Raw genomic sequence first — 26230 nt, forward strand, 5'->3', positions numbered from 1 at the left:
GATCATCGCCAAAGACCCACGGAGACCCAGGTGTACAAACTTTCCACGATTGCCCTTGCCAGCGCCCTGCTGGCCCTGACGGCCCCGCTGCATGCCCAGCAACCGCAGCAGCAGCCACCACAGCCACAACAGCAGCAGCAACGCCACGACGAATTCTTCTGGCTGGGCGAGATCAACAAGGCCACTGCCGTCATCAATACCGACGAAGGCCTGCTGGACAAATCGATGACCCCGCTCATCGTCAAGGGCATCCGCAAGGTATTGGCCGATGCCGAACAGCCGGGCGCCAAGCGCCCTACCCTGGTCATCACCTTCGAGCCGCTGCTGATCCAGGCGGCCGGCCCGCAGATCACCTTGCTGCATGCCGGCCGCTCCAGCCAGGACATGCTGGCCACCATGCGTTCGGCCATCCTGCGCGAAGACATGCTGGCCCTGGCGACCCAGCTCAATGCCACCACCGCGGCCCTGGTGAAGCTGGCAGCGCGCCAGCGCGACACCATCGTGCCCAACTATACCAACGGCGTAGCGGCCCAGCCCAACAGCTATGGCCACTACCTGCTGGGATTTGCCGCCGCACTGGACCGCGATGCCCAGCGCATCCGCGAGGCCTATCTCCGCATCGACCGTTCCTCGATGGGAACCACCGTGCTCAACGGCACCAGCTGGCCGCTGAACCGCCAGCGCATGGCGGACTATCTGGGCTTCGGTGCCATCGTCGACAACGCCTACGATGCCTCGCAACTGTCGGCGGTGGATGAGCCGGTGGAAGCCGGCGCGGTGGTCTCGTCCATCGCCCTGCATGCCGGCACCTTCATTCAGGACGTGATGACGCAGTATGCCCAGCCCCGTCCCTGGATACTGCTGCAGGAAGGGGGCGAGAACACCTACGTCTCCTCAGCCATGCCACAGAAGCGCAATCCGGGCCTGCTCAACAGCACCCGTCGCGATGCCACCACGGTACTCACCGAAGGCATGGGCGCGGCCCTGCAGGCACACAACATCCCGCCCGGCATGAGCGACCCCAAGGATGTGAAGGCCAACAAGGCCATGGTCCTCAATGCGGCCAAGGTCCTGAAGAACTGGGAGAGCATCCTCAATGCGCTGGTCATCAATCCCCAGCGCGCGCTGGAAGAACTCAACAGCGACTGGACCGCCTCCCAGGAACTGGCCGACGTGCTGATGCGCAAGTACAAGCTGCCGTTCCGGGTGGGCCATCATTTTGCGTCGGAGGTGGTGGAATATGCCAAGGCCAACGACATCCGTCCGCTGGACTTCCCCTACGCCCAGGCGCAGCGCATCTACACGCAGGCAGTACTCAATTCCGAATTCCCGCAGGTGTTGCCGATGTCGGAGCAGGAGTTCCGCAGCACCCTGGACCCGGTTGCCATCGTGCGCAATCGCGCCACCGTGGGCGGCCCGCAACCGGCCGAGATGGACCGCATGCTGCGCGAGGCCAATGAACGGGTGAGCCGCCAGGACGCCTGGATCAAGGCGCGCCAGCAGCATATCCGGACCTCGCTGGAGAAGCTGGATGCGGACTTCGATCGGCTGGGAGCGGCGGCCGGGGTCAGGTGATCTCGTCCGGCCCGGTCAGCGGGCGCATGGTAGCGCCTCAGAGTGAGGACTTGCGCTCGCTGGCCAGCTGGAAGATGCAATCGCCGCGTCTGACCTGGGCGATGGCGCGCTTGCAGACGATCTCACCATCGGCGGCAAAACTCACCGTCTCGGGCGGGCGCACCGGATTGTCGGGGAAGTGGATCAGGGCCGCCGCCTGCCCTTGCCTGACCACTTCGCCCAGCTCGGCCAGCGGTTCATAGACGCCGTGGTCCATCGCGTAGACATAATGCCGGTTGCGGTCGATGGCCATCAGCCGCGCATCGGCGGGTGGTCGCGGCGGCACCAGCTTGCCCTGCAACAGCCCGATATAGCCCAGCAGATGCAGCACACCCTGCATGCCCTGCCGCACCAGAGCGGCATCGACACCACCACCGCCACCCAGTTCGGTCAGGAAACAGATCGCCCCCTGGCGGCGCGCCGCGGCGGTGACATTGACCGGGTTAGGCTGGTACAGGAAGGCCTTGGGAAGACCGAAGGCCTTGAGCAGGCCCGTGACCTTCTGTTCCTCTTCCGCATCGCGTGGCTCCAGGCCCATCATGTTGGCGCCGTCGTACATCAGTGAACTGCCGCCGGAATGCAGGTCCAGCATGTAATCGGCACGGGCCAGCAACACATGTTCGATGTAGTGGGCGATCACCTGCGAGGGAGTGCCGGCAGGATCGCCTGGATAGAGCCGGTTGAGATTGCCGTCATCCAGCGGCGAGGTCCGCAGACCGGCCTCGGCGGCCGGGGCATTGGCCATGGGCAGGAGGATCAATTGCCCGCTGACCATCTCGGTCTGGATCTCGCGGATCATCCGCGAGACGATGATCTGTCCTTCATATTCATCGCCGTGGGTACCCGCGCTGACGATGACCACCGGTCCCTCGCCGCGCTTGATCGAAGCCACCGGAATGGGCAGCCAGCCGTAGGCAGACCGGTGGACGGAGTGCGGAAGCCGCAGAAAACCGATCTGCTTGCCGTCGGCATCGAAATCGACGTCGCTCTTGATGGGATTGCTTGCCATGTGATGTTCTGATGTATTGGATGTATTGGATATATCGGGTGTATCGGATGTAACCGGCGTATCGGATGCTTCAGGTATTGAGGAACACGCCAGATCTGCGCGGATCAGTGATCGATCGCCTTCTTCATGTTGCCGACCATGTCGTACTCCGGGCTGACATAGCGCTGCGCGATCTTCTGCAACGTGCCATCCGCGATCATGTCGGTGATCGCCTTGTCCATGGCGGCCTTGAGTGCGTCGGCGTGCTTGGGCAATACGGCCGCACCGAGCGAATAGACCAGCGGCGCACCGACCGTCTTTACCGGGAGGTTGTTGATGGTCTTCATCTTGTAGCCGTTGAAATAGGAGTCGATCACCGAATCCAGACGGCCGCTCACCAGATCGTTGTAGAGGAAGCCGCCCCCTTCGTAGGCGCGTACCTGCGAGTCCGGGAGGTTCTTGTGCGCCCACATTTCATTGGCGGTGCCGGCACTGGCGCCAACGCTCTTGCCCTTCAGGCTGGCGCGGTCACGGATATCGGTATTGCTGGCATTGACCCAGATACGGAAGTCCTGCACCGTGTAGGGCAAGGTGAAATCCACCACCTTTTCCCGCTCCGGCGTGCGCGCCATGCTGTTGACGACGACGTCGTATTTGCGCGCATTGATGCCTTCCACGAAGTTCTTGAACTTGTCAGCGATGAACTCGATCCTGGCCACGCCGACGCGGCGGAAGATTTCGCGGGCTACCGCTACGTCATAACCATCAGGCTGGTTCTTGTCGTCCAGGTAGCTCCAGGGCGGGCTGGTCTGGGTATTGGCGATCCTGACCACCCCGGCCTGCAGCAGGCGGCTCAGGGAATCGTCAGCGGCTGCCTGTGCCGACAGCATCGGCAGCATCAGTACCGTGCCCGCCGCCAGACCCAGTATTAGTGTCAATGTCAGTGTGGGCAGCCTCAGCAGCCGCTGCAACGACCTGCGCAAGGTATTCTCCATGGATGGCTCCTTTCCCAGAGCGTCACTGCTGTCTGAGAGCGCGCTGGATGTCGCCCACCATGTCGAACTCGGGTCCGACCCAGCGTCGTGCCAGCCGGTCCAGTGTGCCATCGCGGGTCATGTCGGCAATTGCCTTGCTGACCGCGTCCTTCAGTGCCGGCTGCCCCTTGACCATGGCCGGCGCGGAAAGCTGGTAGATCAGGACCGGCCCGACTTCCTTGATCGGCAGCTTGTTGACGTTGGCGTATTTCATGCCGCCGAAATGGGAGCTGATGACCGCATCGATACGCCCGTTGCCCAGGTCATTGAACACGAAACCGCCATTGTCATAGGTGCGGATATCGGACTCCTTCAGATGTGCGCGAGCCCAGGTCTCGTTACTGGTGCCGGTGGTGACGCCGACCTTCCTGCCCTTGAGATCGGGCTGATCCTTGATGGTGGAATTGCTGGACAGGACGAAGATGCGGAAGTCCTCCACGCCGTAGGGCGCCGCGAAATCGACCTGTTTCTCGCGTTCCGGCGTTGGCGTCAGGTCATTCATGACCAGGTCATACTTGCCGGCCTTGAGTCCCTCGACGAAATTCTTGAAGCTGTCGGCCACGAACACTACCTTGGCCACGCCGATGCGCCGTGCCACTTCCTTGGCGACCTCCACGTCATAGCCTGCCGGCTGCAGCTTGTCGTCGATCAGGCTCCAGGGCGGGCTGCTCTGGGTGTTGGCAATGCGGATCACGCCGGCCGCCCGTGCACTGGCCAGGATATCGGCCGGGATGTTCTGTGCCACCGTCGCGCCGGCGGCCAACCCCAATAGCGCCGACACGCATAGTTTCAACATGAAATGACGCATTTGCATGGTGCTGCTCCCCTCGATGATTGATGAATGTCGAGGCCCATTTTGCGGCGCTGCCGGCGCCCCGGCAATGAGAGCGGGTTTCTAACCTGATAAGCAGAACTTATAGAGTGTGCACCGAACAGACCGGGGATTTTGCAATGCCGCACCACCACCGGGCAGCCTGGAATGATAACGCGGCTGGCCTCAACGCCTTATGCCACGTGAGGAGAAGGTGGCTTGCAGTCCCAGCCTGGGCCCATGCGGGCTGCCGATTTGCACAGAGGATGTGCGCGGCGCACCATTACGGACAGGCCAGGCCTGTTCAGAACGCGCCCGGCTTCTGATACAGCACCTGACGCAGCGCATTCATGTCCGACTCCATCTGGATGCGCATGACACGCAGCAATTCCTTGGCATTTTCGGACATGGGAACGCCAGGGCGAAATACCAGCAAGGCGGTGAAGTGGGCCGCGACTTCCATCGGTTTCAGGCGCAGGCCCCGGGTGACGTAGTCCAGTGCCAGGATGGGATGGACCATGCCCATGCCGACCCCGCGCAGGGCGAACTCGCAGACCGAATTGGAATAGGGTGTCTCCAGGATGGGGCGCAGCACCTTGCCCTGCTGGATCAGTTCCTGCTCCAGCCGACGGCGACTGGCATCCTCGGGATTGAGAGCGATGAAGGGATGCTCCAGCAGGTCATCGGCCGTGATGAGCGGCTTGCCGGCCAGCGGATGGCGATCGTTCATCACGATCACCCCCGGCACGCTCATGAACTGCGAATGCTCCAGCCCGGACACTGCCAGCTCATCAGCCATCAGGCCGAAGTCCAGCTGTCCGGCGCTGACCTGCTGGTAGACCTCGCGCGAACTCATGATCTGGAACGACATCTGCACGCGCCGCTCGGCCAGGCCGAAGGCGGCGATGGCGCGTGGCATGAAGCCTATCCCCAGTGCGGGAAAGGACGCGATGGCCAGGCGCCCGAGGCCGAACGAGCGCAAGCTGCGGATGCGGTGCTCGATCATCTCGAAGCCGGCGAAGCAGCGGTCGACCTCCACGATCAGGGCCAGTGCCTCCTGCGTAGGTACCAGCCGGCCGCGCGTGCGCTCGAACAGACGCAGTTCGGAAGAAGCCTCCAGCTTGCGGATCGACTGGCTGATGGCCGGTTGCGATACGTTCAGTAAAGCCGCTGCCTTGCTGGTCGTACCGGCCCGCATGACGGCCCGGAAGACCTGGATGTCTCGCATGTCCATGTATAAGTATCGCTTATAGAGTTAGTGACGCCTGCTGTTGCTGGTCCCGTCCGGCTTGCGGATACTGAGACCGTCTTTTTTACATTAACAAAATAATCGCATGAGCACGAACACTCCGACCTCCCAGCAAGAAGCCTTCGCCAGCCTGTCTCCGGCGGTGATGCGCGCCTCCACCGTGGTCTTCGACAACTTCGAGGATTTCGTCCAGCGCAAGCAGCGCCAACCCGACGGTTTCAGCTATGGCGTGACCGGGACTCCCACCGCCCGCCTGCTGGAACAGAAAGTGGCGCAACTGGAGAATGGCCGCCACTGCGTCATCGCTCCCTCCGGGGCAGCGGCATTGATGACGACCGTCATGGGCTTCGTGCGGGGCGGTGACCACCTGCTGGTCTCGGCGGCCTGCTACGGCGCGCTCAAGAGCTTCGCCGAGAAATGGCTGGCGCGGATGGGCGTGGAGGTCGAGCTGTATCGTCCCGACATGGGCGCCGACATCGAAGCGCTGATCAAGGACAATACCCGCATGATCTGCATGGAGGCTCCCGGCACCGTGACCATGGAAATGCAGGACATCCCGGCCATCACTGCGGTGGCCCGTCAACGCGGCGTGCTGACCATGCTTGACAATACCTGGGCCAGTCCTCTTGGCTTTGCCGGTCTCGACCATGGGGTGGACTTCAGCATCCAGGCGGCCACCAAGTTCCTTGGCGGACATTCCGATGTGCTCATGGGCTGCATCAGCATGAATGATCATGCCCACTACGACATCCTGCGCGAGACCCAGAGCATCCTGGGCCAGCAGGTCAGCCCGGAAGATTGCTTCCTGGTACTGCGTGGACTGGAAACCCTGAAGCTGCGGGTGGCCGCGCAAGGCAGTGCCACCCTGCAGGTGGCGCGCCATCTGGCACAGCATCCGATGGTAGAGCGCATGATGTATCCGCCGCTGGAGTCCGACCCGGGCCACGCACTCTGGAAACGCGACTACCGGACCCATGGCTGCCTGTTCTCGATGATCCTCAAACCGGGGCCCGAACAGGCCTTCCACAGCTTCTTCGACAGCTTGCAGCACTTCGTCATCGGCGCCAGCTGGGGCGGCGTGCATAGCCTGGCGGCCTACTATCCGGCCGCACTGCAGGCCAATCGCGCCTTCCCGGCAACCGATCAGCCGGTGGTACGGCTGTCGATCGGACTGGAAGACAGCACATTGCTGATCGCCGATCTGGACCGGGCGCTGGCCGCGTATGCACAAGCACAGACAGCGGGCTGATCGATTCATGACTGACAAAAACGAGGGCGACATCGGAGGCGATGTCCGCCATCGCAGGGAGGAGGAGTATGGTTGATTTGTTCCTGAGGGCGCTGCCGCTGCTGGAAAAGGCAGTGCTGGTCACGCTGGGCCTGGGGCTCGGTTCATTCCTGCTGGGCTCGGCATTGGGCATGCTGATCGCCCTGGCCCGCATTTCCGACTGGCGGCCGCTGCGCTGGCTGGCCTTTGCCTATGTCTCGATATTTCGCGGCACGCCGCTGCTGATCCAGATTCTGCTGATCTACTTCGGCCTGCCCAACTACGGCATCACCATCGACCCGATCCCGGCCGCCTTGTTGGCGCTCACGCTCTTCTCGGCCGCCTATCTGAGCGAGAACTTCCGCTCGGGCATCAATGCGGTGGACCGTGGCCAGTGGGAAGCCGCCTGGTCCATGGGCATGGGGTACTGGAAGACCTTGCTGCGGGTGATCCTGCCGCAGGGCTTGCGCATCGCCATCCCGCCGCTGGGAAGCCGCCTGATCGCGCTGATGAAGGACACCTCGCTGGCCTCCACCGTCACGGTGGTGGAACTGACCCGCGTAGCCGACCAGCTGGGTGCAACCACCTTCCGCTACATGGACATGTTCATCATCGTCGGGACCATCTACTGGATCATCAATCAACTGCTCACCCTGCTGCAAACCTGGCTGGAAGAGACACTGTCGAGGCGCTATCAATGAACCAAGCCGCACAATGTACCGTCCGCGTGCGCGGACTGGCCAAGGCCTTCGGCACCAATCAGGTGCTGCGCAACGTCAATCTGGAAGTCGCGCGCGGCGAGGTGGTGGTCATCATGGGGCCGTCCGGGTCCGGCAAGACCACCTTCATCCGTTCGCTGAACCTGCTGGAACTGCCTGATCGCGGCAGTATCGAGATCTGCGGCGTGGAGCTGGCCGAACCGGCGGCACTGCCGCCACGCGAGCGCCGTCGCAAGACCCTGCAGATCCGCCAGCAGACGGCGATGGTCTTCCAGTCCTTCAACCTGTTTCCTCACATGACGGCCTTGCAGAACGTGATCGAGGGACTGATCTCGGTCAAGGGCGTGGCCCGCGAAGAGGCGAGGCGACGCGGCCTGGCGCTGCTGGGCAAGGTGGGAGTGGCGGAGAAGGCCGATGCCTATCCCGGCAAGCTCTCCGGAGGCCAGAAACAGCGCGTGGCGATCGCACGCGCCCTGGCCATGGAGCCTGAAGTGATCCTGTTCGACGAACCGACCTCGGCACTGGACCCTGAGTTGCGCGACGATGTGCTCAACGTCATGCGTGAACTGGCCAAGGAAGGCATGACCATGCTGGTGGTCACGCATGAAACCCGCTTTGCCCGGGACGTGGCGGATCGCATCGTCTTCATGGAGGGCGGGCATGTGCTGGAAGATACGACACCGGAACACTTCTTCGGCGCCCAGGCCAGCGAACGCTGTCGCCAGTTCCTGGGACGCCTGCACGATTGAGACCGGCTCAGGCTGCAGCCTCAGTCCGGCTGCAGCATCCCCAGCCAGGCCAGCAGTGCCATGACCAGCAGCGACAGCAGGATCTCCAGCCAGGTCAGGCGTGCCAGCAGCGCCAAGGCGCGCGGTTGGCGGCGTAGTGCCGGCACCAGTCCATAGCGATTGAACAGCGCCACCAGCACCATCACGCCCACCAGCACGCACTTCAGTGCCAGCAGGCGCTGATAGGTAAACGACCAGTCCAGCGGCAAGCCGCCGAGGATGAAACAGGTGTTGACCAGGCCGGTCAACCACACCAGCGCAACCACGCCATGCCCAGCGGTGGAAAAGCGGCGCAGGATGGTCACCGCCTGTGCTGTCTCTGGCGCTTGCGCGCTGCGCTGCAGGCGCGGCAATACCAGCAGCACCACCGGCAAGGCACCGACCCAGGCGCCCACGGCCCAGACATGCAGCACGTCGTTGGCCTGGTGAAGCAAGCCGGGCCAGCCCTGGTGCATGGCTGCGTGGCCGGTCAGGGAGAGTCCCGCCAGGAAAATGGCACTGGCCAGCAGGCTGGCGCGCTGGGCCAAGGTGACCCGGAACAGGCCGGCCGCCAATAGCAGGACCAACGCACTCAGCTGGCACCACCATGCCGTACCGATCGAGGTGCCATTGGCGACCGCCGTCAGCATCTGCATTCGCAGTGCGTCTGGCCAGCCCTCACCGAGGATCGCCGCCTGCAGCGGCAAGGTGCCGGCTACGGCCAGCAGGATCAGGGTGCAAAGGACACGGCGGCACAGCGCCAGACGCTGCCACAATGCATCGCGCAAGGGCTGCGGCACCAGCGCCAGCAGCATCAGCGTCATTCCCCACAGGAACAGCGCGGCGCCGTCCAGCAGCAGGCGGCACAGCCCCAGCAGCGCTACCGCGCCACTCAAGGGGCGACGGTGAAGTGGTAGCTTCCCTCGGTCTTGTGACCGTCAACCGAGAGCACATGCCATTGCACGGTGTACTTGCCTGCGCCCAGATGCGACGGCACCGGGACCATCAGCGACTTGCCCTGGTCCATCAGCATGGCCTGGCCCAGCTTGATTTCCTGTTGATCAGGGCCCAGCAGCTTGAGGCCGCTGAAGTTCAGGTTCAGGCCTTCGGTAAACACCAACGTCAGATCGGTAGGAGCAGCCGCAGCGGCTACCACCGCCTGGTCGGCGGGTGCTGCAGACTTGAGATGGGCATGCGCCCAGGCCGATGAGGTGAAGGCGAGGCTGGCCAGCAGGGCCAGGGGGAGGAGATGGCGGAGCTTTTTCATGTTGTGGGTCTGGCTGGAGATGACTGGAAGACTGAATGACTGAACGAAAGAAGCAATGCCTGTGGATGAGGCAGGGTCAACAGCTTACTCCGCTGGCGCAAGCGCGCCCGCGACAAATTGTCGCAGCCATACAGGCTCAGCCAGAAGCCGCAGCACAGACGGGCATGGCGTGCAGCGGGAGGATCGATGCAAAGTAATGCTCGATATGATCCAGGCACTGCCGCACCTTGGCCGGCATGTTGTCGCGATGACGCACGGTCACGAAGATGTCGAAACCGCCCAACGACCATTGCGGGAGCACCTGGCGCAGTCGTCCGCTCTGGAGATCCTCGTCGATCTTGTTCTGCAGCAGGCGCGCAATGCCGTGACCATCGAGCGCCAGAAAGCGCAGGGAGCGGGCATGATTGGCGCTGATGCGCGGTTGCAGGCGCACGCGCACGGTGCCTGAGGCCTCGTTGGAAAATTCCAGGAAACAAGGTTCGCCATGGGGATTGAAGAGCAGGAAATCATGCTGCAACAGATCCACCGGCGAGTGGATGGGTGGCCGGCTCTCGAGGTATTCCGGCGAGGCGCACAGGACGTCGGCGAAGCGTCCGAGGAAGATGTCGCCCGGCTGGCGATTGCGACCTGCACGCAGTGCCAGATCGATGCGGTGATCGATCAGGTCGATGTTGTGATCGGCCACTTCGAAGCGCAACTTGATCTTGGGATTGTGCTTGATGAAATCATGCAGCGCCGGAATCAGGTATCGGGTGGACATGAAACTCGATACGGCGATGCGCAACTCTCCCACCATCTCGTTGTTCAGTACCGCAACACTTTGCTCGGCTTCGCTGGCGGCCGTGACGATGTGCGCGCAGTGCTTGTAGAACAGCGTACCCGCTTCGGTCAGACTGAGCTTGCGGGTGGAGCGATTGAGCAGCGTCGCCTGCAATGACAACTCAAGCATCCTGACATGCTGGCTGACCGAAGAGGTGGTCAGGCCCAGGGCTTTGGCGGCGCGCGAAAAAGCACCCAGTTCCACCACGCGCGCAAACGTGGCCATTCGCGCGAGATCGTCTATTCCAAGTTTTCTCATTGATTCACTATGCTGATGCGACCGCGCCCGAATCCGGTGGCGGTGCAATGCGAGTTTTTTCTATCGCAACATGATATGGATGAACTTATTCCTTTAAATGACGGATTGTACGGAATAGCAATTCTTCTCTAGATGTGAGTCGGCCATATTGCCGGTGGAAAAGGCAGGCCGTACAAGGACCAGGACATCGCCTGGGCCGGCTCGGGTGACAAGACGGCATCAAGGCCGACAGGATTGCGTCGGCAGCCCGCGACCCGGATGGCGGATCGACCAGCTCGGCAGCAAAGCTGCATCAACTGCGGAATGTAATACAGGAGGGAGGGATTGATTAGGGCGCAAAAATTAAATAAATAGTTAATTTAACTTGATAGTTTCCACACGGATACGGCGGCGTGCCGTGGCGCTACGAAGTCACGGCAAACCTTGCTCCCGGCCGCTTCGGCCGGTCGAGTGCGGGGAGGCGAGCCACATTGCACCAACCCGGCAGGTGCGCCGGAATGCATTCGCGGACCAGCTGAACCGGGCCTCACGGCCCTGTATTCCCCCGTTTTTACAAACAGTCTTTCAGGCTGCAGGGGACTAAACGCGGATGCTCATCTGTAATACAGTCCGCTGGCCAGACACGAGAAGAACCAAGGATCGCACGTCGACGGTGAATCTCGGATCACGCCTGGCCTGGAAATTCCCGCTCATCACCCGCAGTACCTCCCTACCCCCTCTGGCCGAGGCAAGTCCGATCTCCTGTCTTCAACAGCGATTGGCAGGTTCCCACGCACCTACGCAACCTGGCCCAGACCACATGCACGCGAGCGACTGCGATGCCATGCAACTCAATTTGAAATAAGGGGCAGCAATGAACTGGTTCACCAATCTGAAAGTCAGCCACAAACTCCTCGGTGGTTTCTTGGCCGTGGCCACGATCGGCGCCATCATCGGTACCATCGGCATCCTCAAGGCCGGGCAGATCAATGACCTGGCCACCGAGATGTACGAGAAGCAGGTGGTTGGCTTGCGCCATTCTGCCCAGGCCACGCTGGACCTGAGCTCCTCCAATCGTGCCATCCGCAGCGCCATGCTGGCCGAGACTGCCGAAGAACGTGCGAACAGCCTGGATGAACTCACCAAGCGCCTGGACAACACCGACAAGGCATTGAGCGCAGCCGAACAGCGCTTCAGCACGCCCGAAGGCCTGGCCCTGGTAGGCAAGGCCAGGCAGGCCTTCGAAGCCTATCGGGGTGCCATCACCGCCACGGCCGAGGTGCTGCGCAAGGAATCCCTGGCCGATGGCCGCCAGTCCACCAGCCAGTTGTTCTCCACCGTGCGTCCGCTGGCCAACGAGGCCGAGAAGATGATGCTGCAGATGATGGAGGTCAAGAAGGACAATGCCGACAAGCTCAACGACGAGACCGACCTCATCTATGCCCACATCCGCAGCCTGCTGATCGTGCTGACCTGCGGCGGCGTGCTTTTCGGCGTGGCGCTGGGCCTGTTCATCTCGCGCAACCTGACGCGCCAGCTCGGCGGTGAACCACGCGACGTGGCCGCCGCCGCCGACGCCATCGCCTCGGGCGACCTGAGCACCCATATCGATACCAGCCATGCGGCCCAGGGCAGCGTGGTCAATGCCATGCACATGATGCAGGCGTCCTTGCGCAAGGTGGTGCAGACGGTGCGCACCAGCAGCGAAAGCATCGCCACCGGCTCGCGCCAGATCGCCACCGGCAACCTGGACCTGTCGGCGCGTACCGAGCAGCAGGCCAGCGCCCTGGAGGAAACGGCGTCCTCGATGGAAGAACTGACTTCCACCGTCAAGCACAACGCCAACAATGCGCAAGACGCCAAGCAGATGGCCTCCACGGCCTCCATCGTCGCACTGGAAGGCGGCGAGGTCGTGGCCAAGGTGGTCGATACCATGAGCGCCATCAATGACTCCTCGCGCAAGGTGGTGGACATCATCAGCGTGATCGACGGCATCGCCTTCCAGACCAACATCCTGGCTCTTAACGCCGCCGTCGAAGCGGCGCGGGCCGGCGAACAGGGGCGCGGTTTCGCGGTGGTCGCCAGCGAAGTGCGCAATCTGGCGCAGCGTTCGGCCGCAGCCGCCAAGGAGATCAAGGCGCTCATTGAAGACTCGGTGGAAAAGGTCACCGTCGGCGCGCGCCTGGCCGACCAGGCCGGCACTACCATGAGCGGCATCGTGGAGAATTCGCGCAAGGTGACATCCATCATCGGCGAGATCTCGGCGGCCAGCGTGGAACAGACCGCCGGTATCGAGCAGATCAACCAGGCCATCATGCAGATGGACGATGTGACCCAGCAGAATGCCTCGCTGGTGGAAGAAGCCGCTGCCGCCTCGCGCGCCTTGCAGGACCAGGCCGATGCCCTGGCCCAGATCGTGAGCATCTTCAACCTGGGACAGAACGCTATCGGCTATCAGGATGCGCCACGCCCGGCTGCGCCGCCGGCCATCACAGCCACCACAGCCGCCACGACAAGCCAGGCGGTGGGCCACGCCGCGCCCCGGCGCCTGAACCATCAGAGTGCCGCGCAGGCGGCAAAAGAGGAGGATTGGGCGACCTTCTGAGCGGGGCATGGGCGCAGTGAACGGGCGCGCAGTCTTGCCGACGGCGCACCAGCTGCCCTGGCGGGCGACTCAATGGCCGGGGCGCTTGCGCCCTGGCCTGGATATCTCCACGCAAAAGTCGATGAAGGCCTGGACCGCCGCCGGCGGCAAGCGGCGCGAGGGCCGGATCAGATACAGCGGGAAGGTCTCGCCCGGCCAATCGGGAAAGAGTTCAAGCAGCGCCCCACTCTCCAACAAAGGCGCCATCCCCAGCGCCAGTACCTGTGCAATGCCGGCACCGGCGATACAGGCGCCGACCATGGTATTGGGATCGGTCAATGTGAGCCGGCCCCGGGTCTGGATCTGCCTTACCTCCTTGCCACGATGAAACTCCCAGTTGAACGGTCTGCCGCGTCGGGGATCGATGAACTGCATGCAATCGTGTTTCACCAGTTCATCAGGATGGCGTGGTGTGCCGTGCTTGTTCAGGTAGCCGGGAGCGGCCACGGTCAGCACCCGGGTCTCCATCAGCTTCAGCGACGTCATGGCCGATGAGGGTTGCGGACCAAATCGCACCGCCACATCAATCCCCTCGCTCACCAGATCGGCGTTATCGGGAAAAGCCACGCTGACCAGTTCAATCTCGGGATAGCGCTCGGTGAATTCAGCAATGCGTGGCGCCAGCACGTGACCGGAAAAGAGCGGATTCAAACCCACCCGCAGAATGCCGCGGGCACTGGTGGCCGAACGGGACACGGCATTGGCTGCCTCTTCGATACCCGACAGATGGGGCGCGGCCAACTGATACAGGCGCCCGCCATCGTCGGTCAGATGCAGGGCGCGCGTGCTGCGATCCAGAAGCCGGATACCGATGCGCTCCTCCAGGCGGGTGACGGCACGGCTGACACCGGAGGCGGACAGCCCCAGTACCTCGGCGGCCCGGGTAAAGCTCCCGGTTTCCACCACTGCCGCCAATACTGTCATTCCCGACAATAGTCGCCCATCGAAACCCATACCTGCTCCTTTGACTTTTAGCAAAGATGATTTGCCTTTCCCCATCTTAATCAAAGATGGCTCGCCGCGTAAAGTGCCTCCAACGACGCGCCAGGCAGGATCTGGCCGCCGCACCGGAGAAGCGAGGGGCTTTTGACGCCCTTGCGATTCCGGTCGATCTCAATCCAACCCCGTGGAGCACATCATGAGCCATTCGCAACGTATCCTCTTCAAAGGCGGCACCGTCGTCACCATGGACCCCAAGGTCCCCAATCTTGTCACCGGCGATGTTCTGGTAGAGGGTGGGCGCATCGTCGCCGTCGGCCCGCAGTTGGCTGTCGATGACGCCGAAGTGATCGACGCCAGCGGCCATATCGTCATGCCGGGCCTGATTGATGCTCACCATCATGCCTGGCTGGGCGTGATGCGCCGTCTGCTGCCGGACGTCGATGACCTGTTCGCCTACATCGATGTGGTCGCCGAAAAACTGGGAGCCCACTATCGTCCGCTGGACATGTTCCTGAGCACGAGGCTGACCGCCGTGGCATCGTTGGACGCCGGGATCACCACCCTCATCGATGCCTGCCACAGCTCCCGCAGCCCCGAACACACCGACGCTGCGCTGGATGCGCTGGAAGGCAGCGGCATTCGCGCCCTGCATATGGTCGGTCCAGCCATGGACAAGCAGGCCAGCTCGGCCCACCTGCCGGAAGACCTGCAGCGCCTGGCCAGCAACTGGAACCATGCCGGCAATCTGGTCAAGGTCGGCCTGTTCGGCCAGCTCAATCTGGACTGGTGGCGCGTGGCGCGCGAACTGGACATGCGCATCCTGACCGAGTTCATCGGCGATCTGGCCAAGCTGGGGCCGGAGTTCGCGCAAGCCGGCGTGCTGGGTAGCGACAATATCTTCAACCACTGCACCCGCGTACCGCCGGAAACCTGGAAGCTGCTGGCCGATGCCGGGGTCAACATCACCGTCAATCCCCGTTCGGATGCCCTGTTCGGCTTCGACGATGACAGCTTCGCCTACCAGATCGCCATCGATCATGGTCTCACCCCGGCCCTGGGCATCGATCTGGATACTGCATTCGGCAGCGACATGTTCGGCGAAATGCATGCCCTGTTCGGCCAGCAACGCTCGGCCATGCGCTATCGCCGTTTCCGTGGCGAAGCAGATGCACCGGCGCCGATCTCGGTGGAAGCGGTCCTGCAGGCGGCCACCGTCAATGGCGCCCGCGCCGCCGGGCTGGAAGGCCAGGTCGGAACACTGACCCCCGGCAAGCAGGCCGACATCATCATGGTGCGTACCACCGGCGTGGCAGTATGGCCTGTCACCCATGCCATCGGCACCATCGTCCAGGCGGTGGAACGCGCCGATGTCGATACCGTCATGGTAGCGGGCACCCTGCGCAAGCGTGGCGGCCGCCTGATCGATGTCGACCAGGCCAAGCTCAATGCCGAGATCACTGCCTCGCGCGACTTCCTGATCCAGGCCAGCGGCTATCGCACCGATCTGTTCAAGACCCGGGCCTGATCGCCGGCGTTGACGCGGCGCGCTGCGGCGATCCGCGTCGTCCTGCGCACCGGGTCGCCATTCATCACCGTATTCCTTCAAGGGGCAATCATGCGAACCCTCGTTTCCAAACCCGTGCCGGAGGCCGCTCTGGCCCCGGCTCACCGGCCCCGCCCGGCACCGGGCGTCATTGCCGCGCTGTTCTGCGGCTATCTGGCAGTCGGCCTGCCGCTACCGGTCATCCCACTGTTCGTACACCAGCGACTGGGCTTCGGCGATCTGCTGGTCGGTCTGGCGATCGGCATCCAGTTCCTGGCGACGGTGCTCACGCGCGGCTACGCCGGGCGCCTGACCGACCAGCTTGGCGGCAAACGTTCGGCCTTGCAAGGTGCCGTGGTGTCGGCCGTCGCAGGCCTGCTCTATCTGGTGGCGGCCTGGCCCGGCATGTCCAGCAGTGCCAGCCTGATCATCATCATCGCAGGGCGCCTGGCGGCCGGTCTTGGCGAAAGCCAGTTCGTCACCGGTTGCGTGTCCTGGTCAATCGCCTCGGTCGGCCCCCAGCGTGCCGGCATGTCCATGTCCTGGACCGGGATCGCCATGTTTGCCGCCCTGTCCATCGGCGCTCCGATCGGTATGGCGCTTTATCTGCACTATGGATTGGCGGCTGCCATGATGGCCTGCATCCTGGCACCGGTCCTGGCCGCGCTGATCGTCCTGGGATCGACCTCCTACCTGTCGGCCGGTGGCGATCGCCTGCCTTTCCATCTGGTACTGGGCCGCATCTGGCGCGAGGGTCTGGGACTGATGCTGCAGGGAGTGGGCTTGTCGGGATTGACGGCATTCGCTTCGCTCTATTTCGCTGCACGTCACTGGGATAACGCGGGCCTGGTCATGACCGCCTTCGGCATCGGCTTTATCCTCGTACGACTGGCGCTGGGCCATCTCCCGGACCAGTTGGGCGGTTACCGCGTGGCGCTCTGCTCCTTGCTGATCGAAGCCGTGGGCCAACTCTTGCTGTGGGCGGCCCCCACTGCCTGGCTGGCATTGGCCGGCGCGCTGGTGACCGGCCTGGGATGCGCCCTGATCTTTCCGGCGCTGGGCGTGGAAGCGCTCAAGCGGGTGCCGCCGGCCAATCGCGGCAGCGCCATGGCTGCCTTCGTCGCCTTCCTGGACATCGCCTATGGCATCGCGGGACCGGTCGCAGGCGTCATCGCAACGCATTTGGGCTACGCTGCGGTCTATCTCTTCGGAACGGCCTGCGCACTTGCGGGAGGCGTTCTGATCGCTGGACCCGTTCGTTCCCGGTCCTAAGTATCGTCATTCCGGGCCCGCCGTTGGCGGGTCGCCTCATTCATCCAGGAGCAATTCATGTCACGCATCTTCATCTCCGGTTCTTCCACTGGCCTGGGCCTGATGGCGGGCCAGCTGTTGATCCAGCAAGGGCACAGCGTAGTTCTGCATGCACGCAACGCCGCTCGCGCCGCCGAAACCCGACGTGCCAGTCCCAAGGCCGAGGCCATTGTCACGGGCGACGTGGAAACCATCGCCGGCAGCATCGCGCTGGCCGCCCAGGTCAATACCCTGGGGCAGTTCGATGCCGTCATCCACAATGCCGCCGTGGGCTACCGTGAAGCGCATCGGCTGACCGTCGACGGACTGCCCCATGTGTTTGCGATCAATACCTTGTCGGCCTATGTGCTCACCGCCCTGATCCAGCGCCCTTCCCGCCTGGTCTATCTGAGCTCGGGGATGCATCATCACGTGCGCCCCCACCTGGAGGACCTGCTGTGGGAGCAACGTCGATGGAATGGCTCGGACGCCTATGCAGAGAGCAAACTGCACGATGCCATGCTGGCCATGGCGATCGCCCGACGCTGGCCGATGGTGAAATCCAATGCTCTGGAGCCAGGGTGGGTCCCCACCAAGATGGGCGGACCTGGTGCGCCGGACGACATGCAACAGGCCCATCTCACGCAAGCCTGGCTGGCCGCCTCCGGTGACGCGAAGGCACAGGTGACGGGCAAGTATTTCTATCACCTCAAAAAGATGGACCCGAATCCTGTCGCTCTCGATGTGATTCAGCAGGATCGCCTGATCGACCTCTGCGCGAAACTCTCCGGGATCGATATTCCCGGGTGATTCGGAGGGAGGTGCGTTACCGGCGGCGCAATTTGGCGCAATTTGGCGCGATTCTGGCGCGATTTGGCGCGATTTTCATGCACCTGAGCATGAACAAGCCCAGATGCAGCGCTGACCATCGACGAACTCAAGCGCTTGCATGCAGGCATGCTGGCGCGCTATGGCTTGCGGGCAGGGTGTTGGCTGACTGCTGACCCAATGAGGGGACTTGGTCGGAGGAGGATCGTGTTCGGTGATGGTCGTCCTGATCACCGAGGCATTGTGGAAATTCAATTGTTGCATTTATTTATGACAAAAATAATTAATTGAATGAATTGTATTTATTTTGCGAACAGTGAAGTCGAAAAAGGCGGCTTTATCCGTAAAAACATGCTGCTTATAGTGCGACCAAGATGTCGTCTCCGACATTCTTCCTCCACCAACAGAAAGGAAGCATCATGAGCAAACTTCAAAGCAAGGTCGCCGTCGTCACAGGCGCATCGAAAGGAATCGGCGCTGCCATCGCCAAGGCGCTGGCAGCCAGCGGTGCCGCCGTCGTCGTCAACTACGCGACCAGCCGCGCCGGCGCCGACAAGGTCGTGGGGGAGATCGTCGCCGCAGGTGGCCGTGCAGTGGCCGTGGGCGGCGACGTGTCCAATGCAGCGCATGCGGCAGGCATCATCGACGCCGCCATCAAGGAATATGGTCGCCTCGACATTCTGGTCAACAATTCGGGCGTATACGACATGGTGCCGCTGGAAGCCATCACCGAAGAGCATTTTCATAAACAGTTCAACGTCAACGTGCTGGGCCTGCTGCTGGTAACCCAGGCCGCCGCCAAGCATCTGCAGGAAGGTGCCAGCGTCATCAACATCGGCTCTGTCGTCAGCAGCATCACGCCGCCCGGCAGCGCCGTCTACACTGCCACCAAGGGTGCCGTCGATGCCATCACCGGCGTGCTGGCGAAGGAACTGGCGCCGCGCAAGATCCGCGTCAACAGCGTCAATCCTGGCATGGTCGAGACTGAAGGTACCCACAGTGCCGGCTTTATCGGTTCGGATTTCGAGACCTGGGCCGTGAGCAACACGCCGCTGGGCCGCATTGGCCAGCCCAATGATATTGCCGACGTGGTCACATTCCTGGCGTCGGATGATGCACGCTGGTTGACTGGCGAGAAGATTCTGGCCGGCGGCGGCAGCCGCTAAGAAACCATCCCACAGGAGTGGCGGCCTGGAAATAAAAAAAGGGATCAGATAGTCGACCCGAGGTTTTATTTCAAGAAATGTGAAAAGGGGTGAGGCGCTTTTGCCTCGCCCCTTTTCGCCTTTTTCACCCTCGTTTTGCCAGAAGATGCTCCTGGTGTCGATTTGCGTTCAAAACTGACACACGCAGGTCGATTTGCCCTTCCCTCACAAAATTGGCCTATTGGTCTTACCAATAAACTGGTAATATCCAACTTCCAAAACGACAGGTGATCCCATTCGCTTGCGCGCCAATGCGCCGCCAGCGGGCGACGACGCCGATCCGAGACAATTCTTTCTTCAAGGAAACCAGATGAAATTACTGCGTTACGGCCCGGTTGGGCAGGAAAAGCCCGGCATCCTCGATCAGTCCGGCAAGATCCGCGACCTGTCGGCCCATATCAAGGACGTCAACGGCGCCGCCCTGGACGATGCTTCGCTGGACAAGATCCGCAAGCTCGACATCGCCAGCCTGCCGGTGGTCGAAGGCTCGCCGCGCATCGGCGCCTGCGTGGGCAATATCGGCAAGTTCATCTGCATCGGCCTGAACTATGCGGACCATGCGGCCGAATCCAACCTGCCCATCCCCGCCGAGCCGGTGGTGTTCAACAAGTGGACCTCGGCCGTGGTCGGCCCCAATGACGACGTCAAGATCCCCCGCGGCTCCAAGAAGACCGACTGGGAAGTGGAACTGGGCGTGGTCATCGGCAAGGGCGGTACCTATATCGACGAGAAGGACGCCATGTCCCACGTGGCCGGCTATTGCGTGGTCAACGACGTCTCCGAGCGCGAATACCAGATCGAGCGCGGCGGCACCTGGGACAAGGGCAAGGGCTGCGATACCTTCGGCCCCATCGGCCCCTGGCTGGTAACCCGTGACGAAGTGGCCGATCCGCAGAAGCTGGGCATGTGGCTGGAAGTGGATGGCAAGCGCTACCAGAACGGCAACACCAGCACCATGATCTTCGGCGTGGCGCACATCGTGTCCTACCTGTCGCGCTTCATGAGCCTGCAGGCGGGCGACGTCATCTCCACCGGCACGCCGCCGGGCGTGGGCATGGGCGTCAAGCCGGAAGCGGTGTTCCTGCGCGCCGGCCAGACCATGCGTCTGGGCATCGACGGCCTGGGCGAGCAACAGCAGAAGACCATCGACGCCTGATCGCTGCATCATCGCTGCATCATCGCGGCCTCAGCGCCGCGTCAGTGCTGCGCCGCCATCCGGTGGCGCAGCCAAATCCAATTCAATAACAAGAAAAAATGTTGCGCAGGCTCGTGCGGCCTGCGTTACCCAATGACCGAATCAGGGAAGGAGAAACAATGAATCACTACGATTTCCAGGGCCGCAGCGCCATCATCACCGGCGGTGCGCAGGGCTTCGGCTATGCCGTGGCTGAACGTCTGTTGCAGGGCAAGGCCAAGGTCGTGCTGTGGGACATGGATGAAAAGGCACTGGCCGACGCGCGCAGCAAGCTGGAAGCGCTGGGCAATGTGGAGACCGTGAAGGTCGACATCTCCAGCGAAGCCGACGTCAAGAAGGCCATCGAAGCCACCGAGAAGCTGACCCAGTCCATCGACATCCTGGTGCACAGCGCCGGTATCGCCGGCCAGAACAATCCGGTGGCGGACTATTCGCCGGAAGAATGGCGTCGCGTCATCGACATCGACCTCAACGGTGCCTTCTACGTCAACCAGGTGGTGGTCCAGCGCATGATCGCGCAGAACTACGGCCGCATTGTCAACATCGCTTCCATCGCCGGCAAGGAAGGCAATCCCACCGCCTCGGCCTACAGCGCCGCCAAGGCCGGCATGATCGCCCTGACCAAGAGCCTGGGCAAGGAAACCGCGACCAAGAACATCGCCGTCAATGCCATCACCCCGGCGGCGGCGCAGACCCGCATCCTGGAGCAATGCACGCCGGCGCACATCGAGTACATGCTCTCGAAGATCCCGCGTGCACGCTTCGTGAAGGTGGAAGAACTGGCGGCCATGGTGGCCTGGCTGGTGTCGGAAGAGAATTCCTTCACCACCGCCTCCGTGTTCGACCTGTCGGGCGGCCGCGCGACCTACTGATGCTCCGGCGCCGGCTGCCGCTGGCGTGGATCGCGTGAACGGCCATGGCGCACGGAGTCCTTCCGTGCGCCACCCCTCGCACAACAACAAGACAACAACACGATAAGACGACCTCCCGCACTGCGCGGAGGCGATGGACTTTTTGCGCCTTCATTTTTTGAAAAAGCTAGAGGAGAGACCCCGCATGACTACCACCACCATTCCGGCCAGCGCGGCGGAGCACATGGAAACCCAGCTCTATCGCCGTATCACCTGGCGCTTCGTACCGCTGCTGATGATCTGTTTCGTGTTCGCCTACCTGGACCGCGTCAACATCAGCTTCGCCAAGCTGCAGATGCAAAGCGACCTGGGCTTCTCGGATGCCGTCTATGGCCTGGGCGCCAGTATCTTCTTCGTCGGTTACTTCCTCTTCGAAGTGCCCAGCAACATGATCCTGCACAAGGTCGGGCCGAAGCGCTGGATCGCCCGCATCATGGTCACCTGGGGCATCGCCTCGGCGGCGATGATGTTCGTTACCAGCGAGACCAGCTTCTATGTGCTGCGCTTTCTGATCGGCAGCCTGGAAGCGGGCTTCGTACCGGGTGCGCTGTACTTCTTCACCAACTGGTTCCCGTCGGCGCGCCGGGGTCGCATCAATTCGCTGTTCATGGCGGCCATTGCGGTATGCGGCATCATCGGCGGCCCGATCTCGGGCGGCATCATGAAGTTCACCCATGGCGTGAGCGCGCTGCATGGCTGGCAATGGCTGTTCCTGCTGGAAGGTATTCCTTCGATCCTGCTGGGCGTGGTGTGCTATCTGGTCATCGATGACCATATCGAGGACGCAGGCTGGTTGAAGCCGGAAGAAAAGCGCCTGCTGATCGAGCGCATCGCGGCCGAACCCAAGAGCGAGGCGGCCCACTCCTTCGGCGAAGCGATCCGGCAGCCGGCCACCATCGTCATGTCGCTGATCTACCTGATGCTGGCTTCGGGCATCTATGGCCTGGTGTTCTGGATGCCGCAGCTGATCAAGTCGGCCGGCACCGATGACACCTTCATCATCGGCCTGATCTCGATGGTGCCTTACCTGTGCGCCGGCCTGGGCATGATCCTGATCGGCCGCAACTCCGACCGTACCGGCGAGCGTCGCTGGCACCTGGCTGCCTGCGCGCTGATGGGTGCCATCGGCTACGCCGCCAGCGCCTGGTTCGGCAGCAATACCCTGATCCTGGTGGTGGCGCTGTCGGCAGCGGCCACCGGCATCATCGCCGGCATCGGCCTGTTCTGGATCCTGCCACCGCGCGTGCTCAGTGGTGCCGCAGCCGCGGCCGGCATCGCGCTGATCAACTCGGTGGGCCAGCTGGGCGGGATCATTACGCCCTACATGGTCGGCAAGATCCGCGACATCACCGGCAGCGCCGCACTGGGCCTGTACGTGGTGGCGCTGGAATGCCTGGTGGGTGCGGCACTGCTGCTGTGGGCCTTGCCGCGTCGGGTGTATTTCAAGGAACCGGCGCAGCAATGAGAGAGTATACGGAAATGATATAAACGATTTCCGCACGCTTGCAGAACCCGCCACCATGGCGGGTTCTTTTTTTTGGGGAGAGGCGATCTCAACGCAGGGCCGGCCTGAGGGGTGTGATATCGACGCTGCCGGCGTGGGCGTAAGCCACCTGGTCCTGGGCCAGCAAGCGGAACTGGCTGACCACCTCCGACAGGCGTGCTGCCTGTTCCTGCATCGCTTCGGCGGCGGCTGCGGCCTGCTCGACCAGGGCCGCATTCTGCTGGGTGGTCTGGTCCATGTCGTTGATCGCCAGGTTGACCTGGCTGATGCCGTCGCTCTGCTCGCTGCTGGCGGCGGTGATCTCGGCCACGATCTGGGCCACCTGGCGCACGCTGGAGACCACCTCGTCCATGGTACTGCCGGCACGGACCACCAGTTCGCTGCCGGAGCCGACCTTGCTCACGGAGTCATCGATGAGGGTCTTGATTTCCTTGGCGGCGGAGGCGGAGCGTTGGGCCAGCGAGCGCACCTCGGAGGCCACCACGGCAAAGCCGCGTCCCTGCTCGCCGGCTCGGGCTGCTTCGACGGCGGCGTTCAGGGCCAGGATATTGGTCTGGAAGGCGATGCCATCGATGACGCTGATGATGTCGACGATCTTGCGTGAGGATTCGTTGATGGAGCCCATGGTCGAGATCACCTGCGACACCACCTCCCCGCCCTGCTGCGCCACCGACGATGCCGAGGCCGCCAGCTGGTTGGCCTGGCGTGCATTGTCGGCGTTCTGCGAGACGGTGGAGGTCAGTTCTTCCATGGCCGAGGCGGTCTCTTCCAGGGCGCCGGCCTGGCGCTCGGTGCGTGCCGACAGATCGAGGTTGCCGGTGGCGATCTCGCGCGAGGCGGTGGCGATGGCATCGGTGCCGCTGCGCACCTGGCCGACGATGCGCGCCAGGTTGCCCGTCATGGCATGCAGGGCGTGCATGAGCTTGCCGGTCTCGTCGCGCCGCGCTGCCAGGGTTTCATCGACGCGCATGGTGAGGTCGCCTGCGGCCACCGCTTCGGCCACGTCCACCGCCTGCTCCAGCGGGCGGGTAATGCCCAGTGCCAGGCTGCGTGCGAACAACCAGCCCAGCACCACCTGCAGCACGGCCAGCGCCAGCATCAGGTTGCGGCTCTGGAGATAGGTGTCGTGGATGTGGACGGCCACCTGGTCGATGTTGGCACGCTGCACATTGAGCAATTGCTGCAGCAGATCCAGGTAACCCTTGGCGGCCACGTCATAGGGACCGGCCAGGATCCTGGCGGCTTCTTCCGTCTGGCCATCGGCCTTGGCCTTGGAGATGGCGTCGCGATATTTGATGTAATCCTTGCGCACGGCCGAGAGCTTGGCGAAGACCTCTTTCTCCTGATCGCTCTCAAGCAGCGCTTCGATGGCCTTCTGTTGCTCGGTGGACATGCGGGTGGCGGCGGCGGCGTCATCGGCAAAGAAGGCTGCCAGGCTGGGGTCGGCGCTCTTGGCGATGGCTGTCGTGCGGCGCACGCTGGTATGGATGGTGCGATACCAGTCCGAGACTAGTCGCTCCTTGGTCAGGGGTTCATGCATCATCTCGTCGGTTGCGGCGGCAATGCCATGCAGACGCCAGATCGACAATGCCACCACCACGCTGGCAGCCGCCAGGATGACAGCAAAACCCAGGGCCAGGCGGCGGCCTATCTTCATGTGGGAAAAATAGCTCATCTGTCTCTCTTCTTGCGCAAGGGTGGAGGGTCGGCCGGCGCCAAGGGCGGCGCACGGGCCGATGATGCAAGCAAACACGGACAGGCACGATCAGGGGTTTCCTGAGCGCGGGACCATGACAAGCGTACGAGCCGGGCAGGCTGATGGCCGCGCCGGTGCCGCGATTGCCTCGATTGCCGCGAGTGGCGCTATTGTTGCCAACAAGTCTTGCCGGCAGGCATTCGTATTTGTACGTAGAGATGGAACGCTCATGCTGAGCTATTGCGCACATGGTACGCCCGCCCCGGGAATTCAAACATCAAAAAAGGATGCCGAAGCATCCTTTCCAATTGCCTTTCACGGGTGTTTCCTGCTCGCATCTGCTCAATGCTGTACGGCGTAGTCCTCGATGGTCTGGGACGCCGGGAAATGCACGGTGAAGGTGCTGCCGTGATCCGGCACCGAGGCGATGTCCAGTGTCGCGTGGTGGCGCAGCAGGACATGGCGCACGATGGCCAGCCCCAGGCCGGTGCCCTGGGTCTCGCGGGAACGGCTCTTGTCGACGCGGTAGAAGCGCTCGGTGAGGCGCGAGATATGTTCGGGGCTGATGCCGATGCCGGTGTCCTGCACCGCGAAATGCGCGCCCTGCTCATCGCTCTGCCAGCGCAGGGTGATGGTGCCGCCTTCCGGGGTATAGCGCACGGCATTGGTGACCAGGTTGGTGAAGGCACTGCGCAACTCGTCGGCATTGCCCTTGAGATCGGGGCCTTCGACCACGAGGCGGATGTCATGCTTGCCTGCCGACAACGCCCGCCCCTCTTCGGCGATGCGTTCCAGCAAGGGGCGCACCCGCAGCACTTCCGAGCGCAGCGGATAGTCGATCGATTCCAGCCGGGTCAGGGTGAGCATGTCGTCAATCAGGTTCTGCATGCGCTGCCCCTGCTCGGTCATCAGCTTCAGATGGGCGGTACGGATCGTTTCGTCCAGGTTGGGCTGGGCCAGGGCGATTTCCAGGAAACCGTTGATGACCGTCAAGGGTGTGCGCAGCTCGTGCGAGGCATTGGCCACGAAATCGCGGCGCATCATGTCGATACGCTGCGACTCGGTGACATCGTGGGTGACCAGGATCTGGCGCCGGTTTTCGAAGGGAATGATCTGGATGATCAGCTTGCGCTCATGCAGGGCCAGCGTAAGCGGCTGCTCGTAGCGGCCCAGGATGATGTAGTCGATGAAGGCCGGGTTGCGGATCAGGTTGGTCACGCGCATGCCTTTGTCGCGGTCCAGCTTGAGCCCCAGGTGCTGCTGCGCGGCCGGGTTGCACCATTCCAGGAACAGCACGTCGTCCATGATCACCACGCCATCGGGCAGCAGGCTCATGGCCTGGCGGAAACGCGCCAGCCACTCGGCCAGTTCGGCCTGGTTCTTTTCGTCATCGCGGCGCATGCGGTACAGGCGCGCATAGACATCGGTCCAGGCGCCCCAACCGTCGGGCAGGCGCGACTGGCCGGAATCATCCAGCCAGGTCGACAGGCGCAGCAGGTAATGCAGGTGGGCGATCATCATCGCCCCGACCGCCAGCACCGCCGTGACCAGCCCGATGATCGGGCCAAAGAAGAAACCGACGACTCCTGCTCCGGCCAGGCACAACACCAGGCGCAATACAGCAGGAATCCAGAACAGAAGTTGTGGACTCATTGATTTGGCAGATAGATCTTGCAGGCGCCCGCGCGCCCGGATTTGT

General features: G+C 62.8%; 22 protein-coding genes. 12 read left to right on the forward strand and 10 right to left on the reverse strand.

What is annotated here, in order from left to right:
* Nucleotides 1-30 precede the first annotated feature (30 nt).
* Nucleotides 31-1575 carry a lyase family protein gene (locus HWE04_RS07940; RefSeq protein ID WP_241812050.1) on the forward strand — a complete coding sequence of 515 codons (1545 nt, stop codon included), beginning with the start codon at nt 31-33 and terminating at the stop codon, nt 1573-1575.
* A 37-nt stretch (nt 1576-1612) separates the two neighbouring features.
* Here HWE04_RS07940 and HWE04_RS07945 read toward each other — a convergent pair whose 3' ends face one another.
* The 4 genes from HWE04_RS07945 to HWE04_RS07960 all read right to left on the reverse strand — a co-directional run bounded on the left by HWE04_RS07945 (nt 1613) and on the right by HWE04_RS07960 (nt 5681).
* Nucleotides 1613-2623, reverse strand: coding sequence for a succinylglutamate desuccinylase/aspartoacylase family protein (locus tag HWE04_RS07945; RefSeq protein WP_241812051.1), 1011 nt, complete (start codon nt 2621-2623; stop codon nt 1613-1615).
* A 104-nt stretch (nt 2624-2727) separates the two neighbouring features.
* Complete coding sequence (locus HWE04_RS07950) at nt 2728-3597, reverse strand: transporter substrate-binding domain-containing protein (RefSeq protein ID WP_241812052.1); 870 nt, start codon at nt 3595-3597, stop codon at nt 2728-2730.
* A gap of 22 nt (nt 3598-3619) precedes the next feature.
* The gene (locus HWE04_RS07955) at nt 3620-4450 is read right to left on the reverse strand and encodes an ABC transporter substrate-binding protein (RefSeq protein WP_241812053.1); all 831 of its coding nucleotides are present in this window, start codon (nt 4448-4450) and stop codon (nt 3620-3622) included.
* A 301-nt stretch (nt 4451-4751) separates the two neighbouring features.
* Complete coding sequence (locus HWE04_RS07960; RefSeq protein WP_077237690.1) at nt 4752-5681, reverse strand: LysR substrate-binding domain-containing protein; 930 nt, start codon at nt 5679-5681, stop codon at nt 4752-4754.
* Between the two features lie 100 nt (nt 5682-5781).
* Here HWE04_RS07960 and metC point away from each other — a divergent pair, with 100 nt between their 5' ends.
* The 3 genes from metC to HWE04_RS07975 all read left to right on the forward strand — a co-directional run bounded on the left by metC (nt 5782) and on the right by HWE04_RS07975 (nt 8431).
* Nucleotides 5782-6945, forward strand: coding sequence for a cystathionine beta-lyase (gene metC / locus HWE04_RS07965; protein WP_077237689.1), 1164 nt, complete (start codon nt 5782-5784; stop codon nt 6943-6945).
* A gap of 68 nt (nt 6946-7013) precedes the next feature.
* On the forward strand, nt 7014-7664 hold the full coding sequence (locus HWE04_RS07970; protein ID WP_077237688.1) for an amino acid ABC transporter permease: 651 nt from the start codon (nt 7014-7016) through the stop codon (nt 7662-7664).
* Nucleotides 7661-8431 carry an amino acid ABC transporter ATP-binding protein gene (locus HWE04_RS07975; protein WP_241812054.1) on the forward strand — a complete coding sequence of 257 codons (771 nt, stop codon included), beginning with the start codon at nt 7661-7663 and terminating at the stop codon, nt 8429-8431. Before HWE04_RS07970 ends, HWE04_RS07975 begins: the two co-directional genes overlap by 4 nt.
* Before the next feature lie 20 nt (nt 8432-8451).
* On the opposite strand, the gene copD is transcribed toward HWE04_RS07975, so the two are convergent.
* The 3 genes from copD to HWE04_RS07990 all read right to left on the reverse strand — a co-directional run bounded on the left by copD (nt 8452) and on the right by HWE04_RS07990 (nt 10761).
* Nucleotides 8452-9345 (reverse strand): copper homeostasis membrane protein CopD, encoded by an 894-nt coding sequence (gene copD / locus HWE04_RS07980; RefSeq protein WP_241812055.1) that lies wholly within the window; start codon nt 9343-9345, stop codon nt 8452-8454.
* A complete protein-coding gene (gene copC / locus HWE04_RS07985; protein WP_241812056.1) occupies nt 9342-9716 on the reverse strand; it encodes a copper homeostasis periplasmic binding protein CopC in 375 nt (124 codons plus the stop codon). The genes copD and copC overlap by 4 nt, the downstream gene beginning before the upstream one ends.
* Nucleotides 9717-9852: 136 nt before the next feature.
* Nucleotides 9853-10761 carry a LysR family transcriptional regulator gene (locus HWE04_RS07990; protein WP_241812057.1) on the reverse strand — a complete coding sequence of 303 codons (909 nt, stop codon included), beginning with the start codon at nt 10759-10761 and terminating at the stop codon, nt 9853-9855.
* Nucleotides 10762-11647: 886 nt separating this feature from the next.
* Between HWE04_RS07990 and HWE04_RS07995 the strand changes: the two genes are divergently transcribed.
* Complete coding sequence (locus HWE04_RS07995; protein WP_241812058.1) at nt 11648-13378, forward strand: methyl-accepting chemotaxis protein; 1731 nt, start codon at nt 11648-11650, stop codon at nt 13376-13378.
* Nucleotides 13379-13447: 69 nt separating this feature from the next.
* Here the strand turns inward: HWE04_RS07995 and HWE04_RS08000 are convergent, their stop codons facing one another.
* On the reverse strand, nt 13448-14371 hold the full coding sequence (locus tag HWE04_RS08000; RefSeq protein ID WP_234296815.1) for a LysR family transcriptional regulator: 924 nt from the start codon (nt 14369-14371) through the stop codon (nt 13448-13450).
* A 184-nt stretch (nt 14372-14555) separates the two neighbouring features.
* On the opposite strand from HWE04_RS08000, the gene HWE04_RS08005 reads away from it, so the two are divergent.
* The 7 genes from HWE04_RS08005 (at nt 14556) to HWE04_RS08035 (ending at nt 22796) form a co-directional block, all read left to right on the forward strand.
* On the forward strand, nt 14556-15884 hold the full coding sequence (locus tag HWE04_RS08005) for an amidohydrolase family protein (RefSeq protein ID WP_241812059.1): 1329 nt from the start codon (nt 14556-14558) through the stop codon (nt 15882-15884).
* Between the two features lie 90 nt (nt 15885-15974).
* On the forward strand, nt 15975-17174 hold the full coding sequence (locus tag HWE04_RS08010; RefSeq protein WP_241812060.1) for an arabinose transporter: 1200 nt from the start codon (nt 15975-15977) through the stop codon (nt 17172-17174).
* A 57-nt stretch (nt 17175-17231) separates the two neighbouring features.
* Complete coding sequence (locus HWE04_RS08015) at nt 17232-18002, forward strand: SDR family NAD(P)-dependent oxidoreductase (protein WP_241812061.1); 771 nt, start codon at nt 17232-17234, stop codon at nt 18000-18002.
* A 437-nt stretch (nt 18003-18439) separates the two neighbouring features.
* Entirely contained in the window at nt 18440-19186 is a 747-nt protein-coding gene (locus HWE04_RS08020) for a glucose 1-dehydrogenase (RefSeq protein WP_241812062.1), read from the forward strand.
* A 349-nt stretch (nt 19187-19535) separates the two neighbouring features.
* Nucleotides 19536-20381 carry an ureidoglycolate lyase gene (locus tag HWE04_RS08025; RefSeq protein ID WP_006464992.1) on the forward strand — a complete coding sequence of 282 codons (846 nt, stop codon included), beginning with the start codon at nt 19536-19538 and terminating at the stop codon, nt 20379-20381.
* A gap of 158 nt (nt 20382-20539) precedes the next feature.
* On the forward strand, nt 20540-21292 hold the full coding sequence (locus HWE04_RS08030; protein WP_006464991.1) for an SDR family NAD(P)-dependent oxidoreductase: 753 nt from the start codon (nt 20540-20542) through the stop codon (nt 21290-21292).
* A 184-nt stretch (nt 21293-21476) separates the two neighbouring features.
* Nucleotides 21477-22796, forward strand: coding sequence for an MFS transporter (locus HWE04_RS08035; protein WP_006464990.1), 1320 nt, complete (start codon nt 21477-21479; stop codon nt 22794-22796).
* Nucleotides 22797-22884: 88 nt separating this feature from the next.
* Here HWE04_RS08035 and HWE04_RS08040 read toward each other — a convergent pair whose 3' ends face one another.
* Nucleotides 22885-24510 carry a methyl-accepting chemotaxis protein gene (locus HWE04_RS08040; RefSeq protein WP_241812063.1) on the reverse strand — a complete coding sequence of 542 codons (1626 nt, stop codon included), beginning with the start codon at nt 24508-24510 and terminating at the stop codon, nt 22885-22887.
* A gap of 363 nt (nt 24511-24873) precedes the next feature.
* On the reverse strand, nt 24874-26184 hold the full coding sequence (phoR, locus tag HWE04_RS08045) for a phosphate regulon sensor histidine kinase PhoR (protein ID WP_077237677.1): 1311 nt from the start codon (nt 26182-26184) through the stop codon (nt 24874-24876).
* Nucleotides 26185-26230 lie beyond the last annotated feature (46 nt).

The organism is Herbaspirillum sp. C7C2, from assembly GCF_022627865.1.
Lineage (GTDB): Bacteria > Pseudomonadota > Gammaproteobacteria > Burkholderiales > Burkholderiaceae_D > Herbaspirillum > Herbaspirillum frisingense.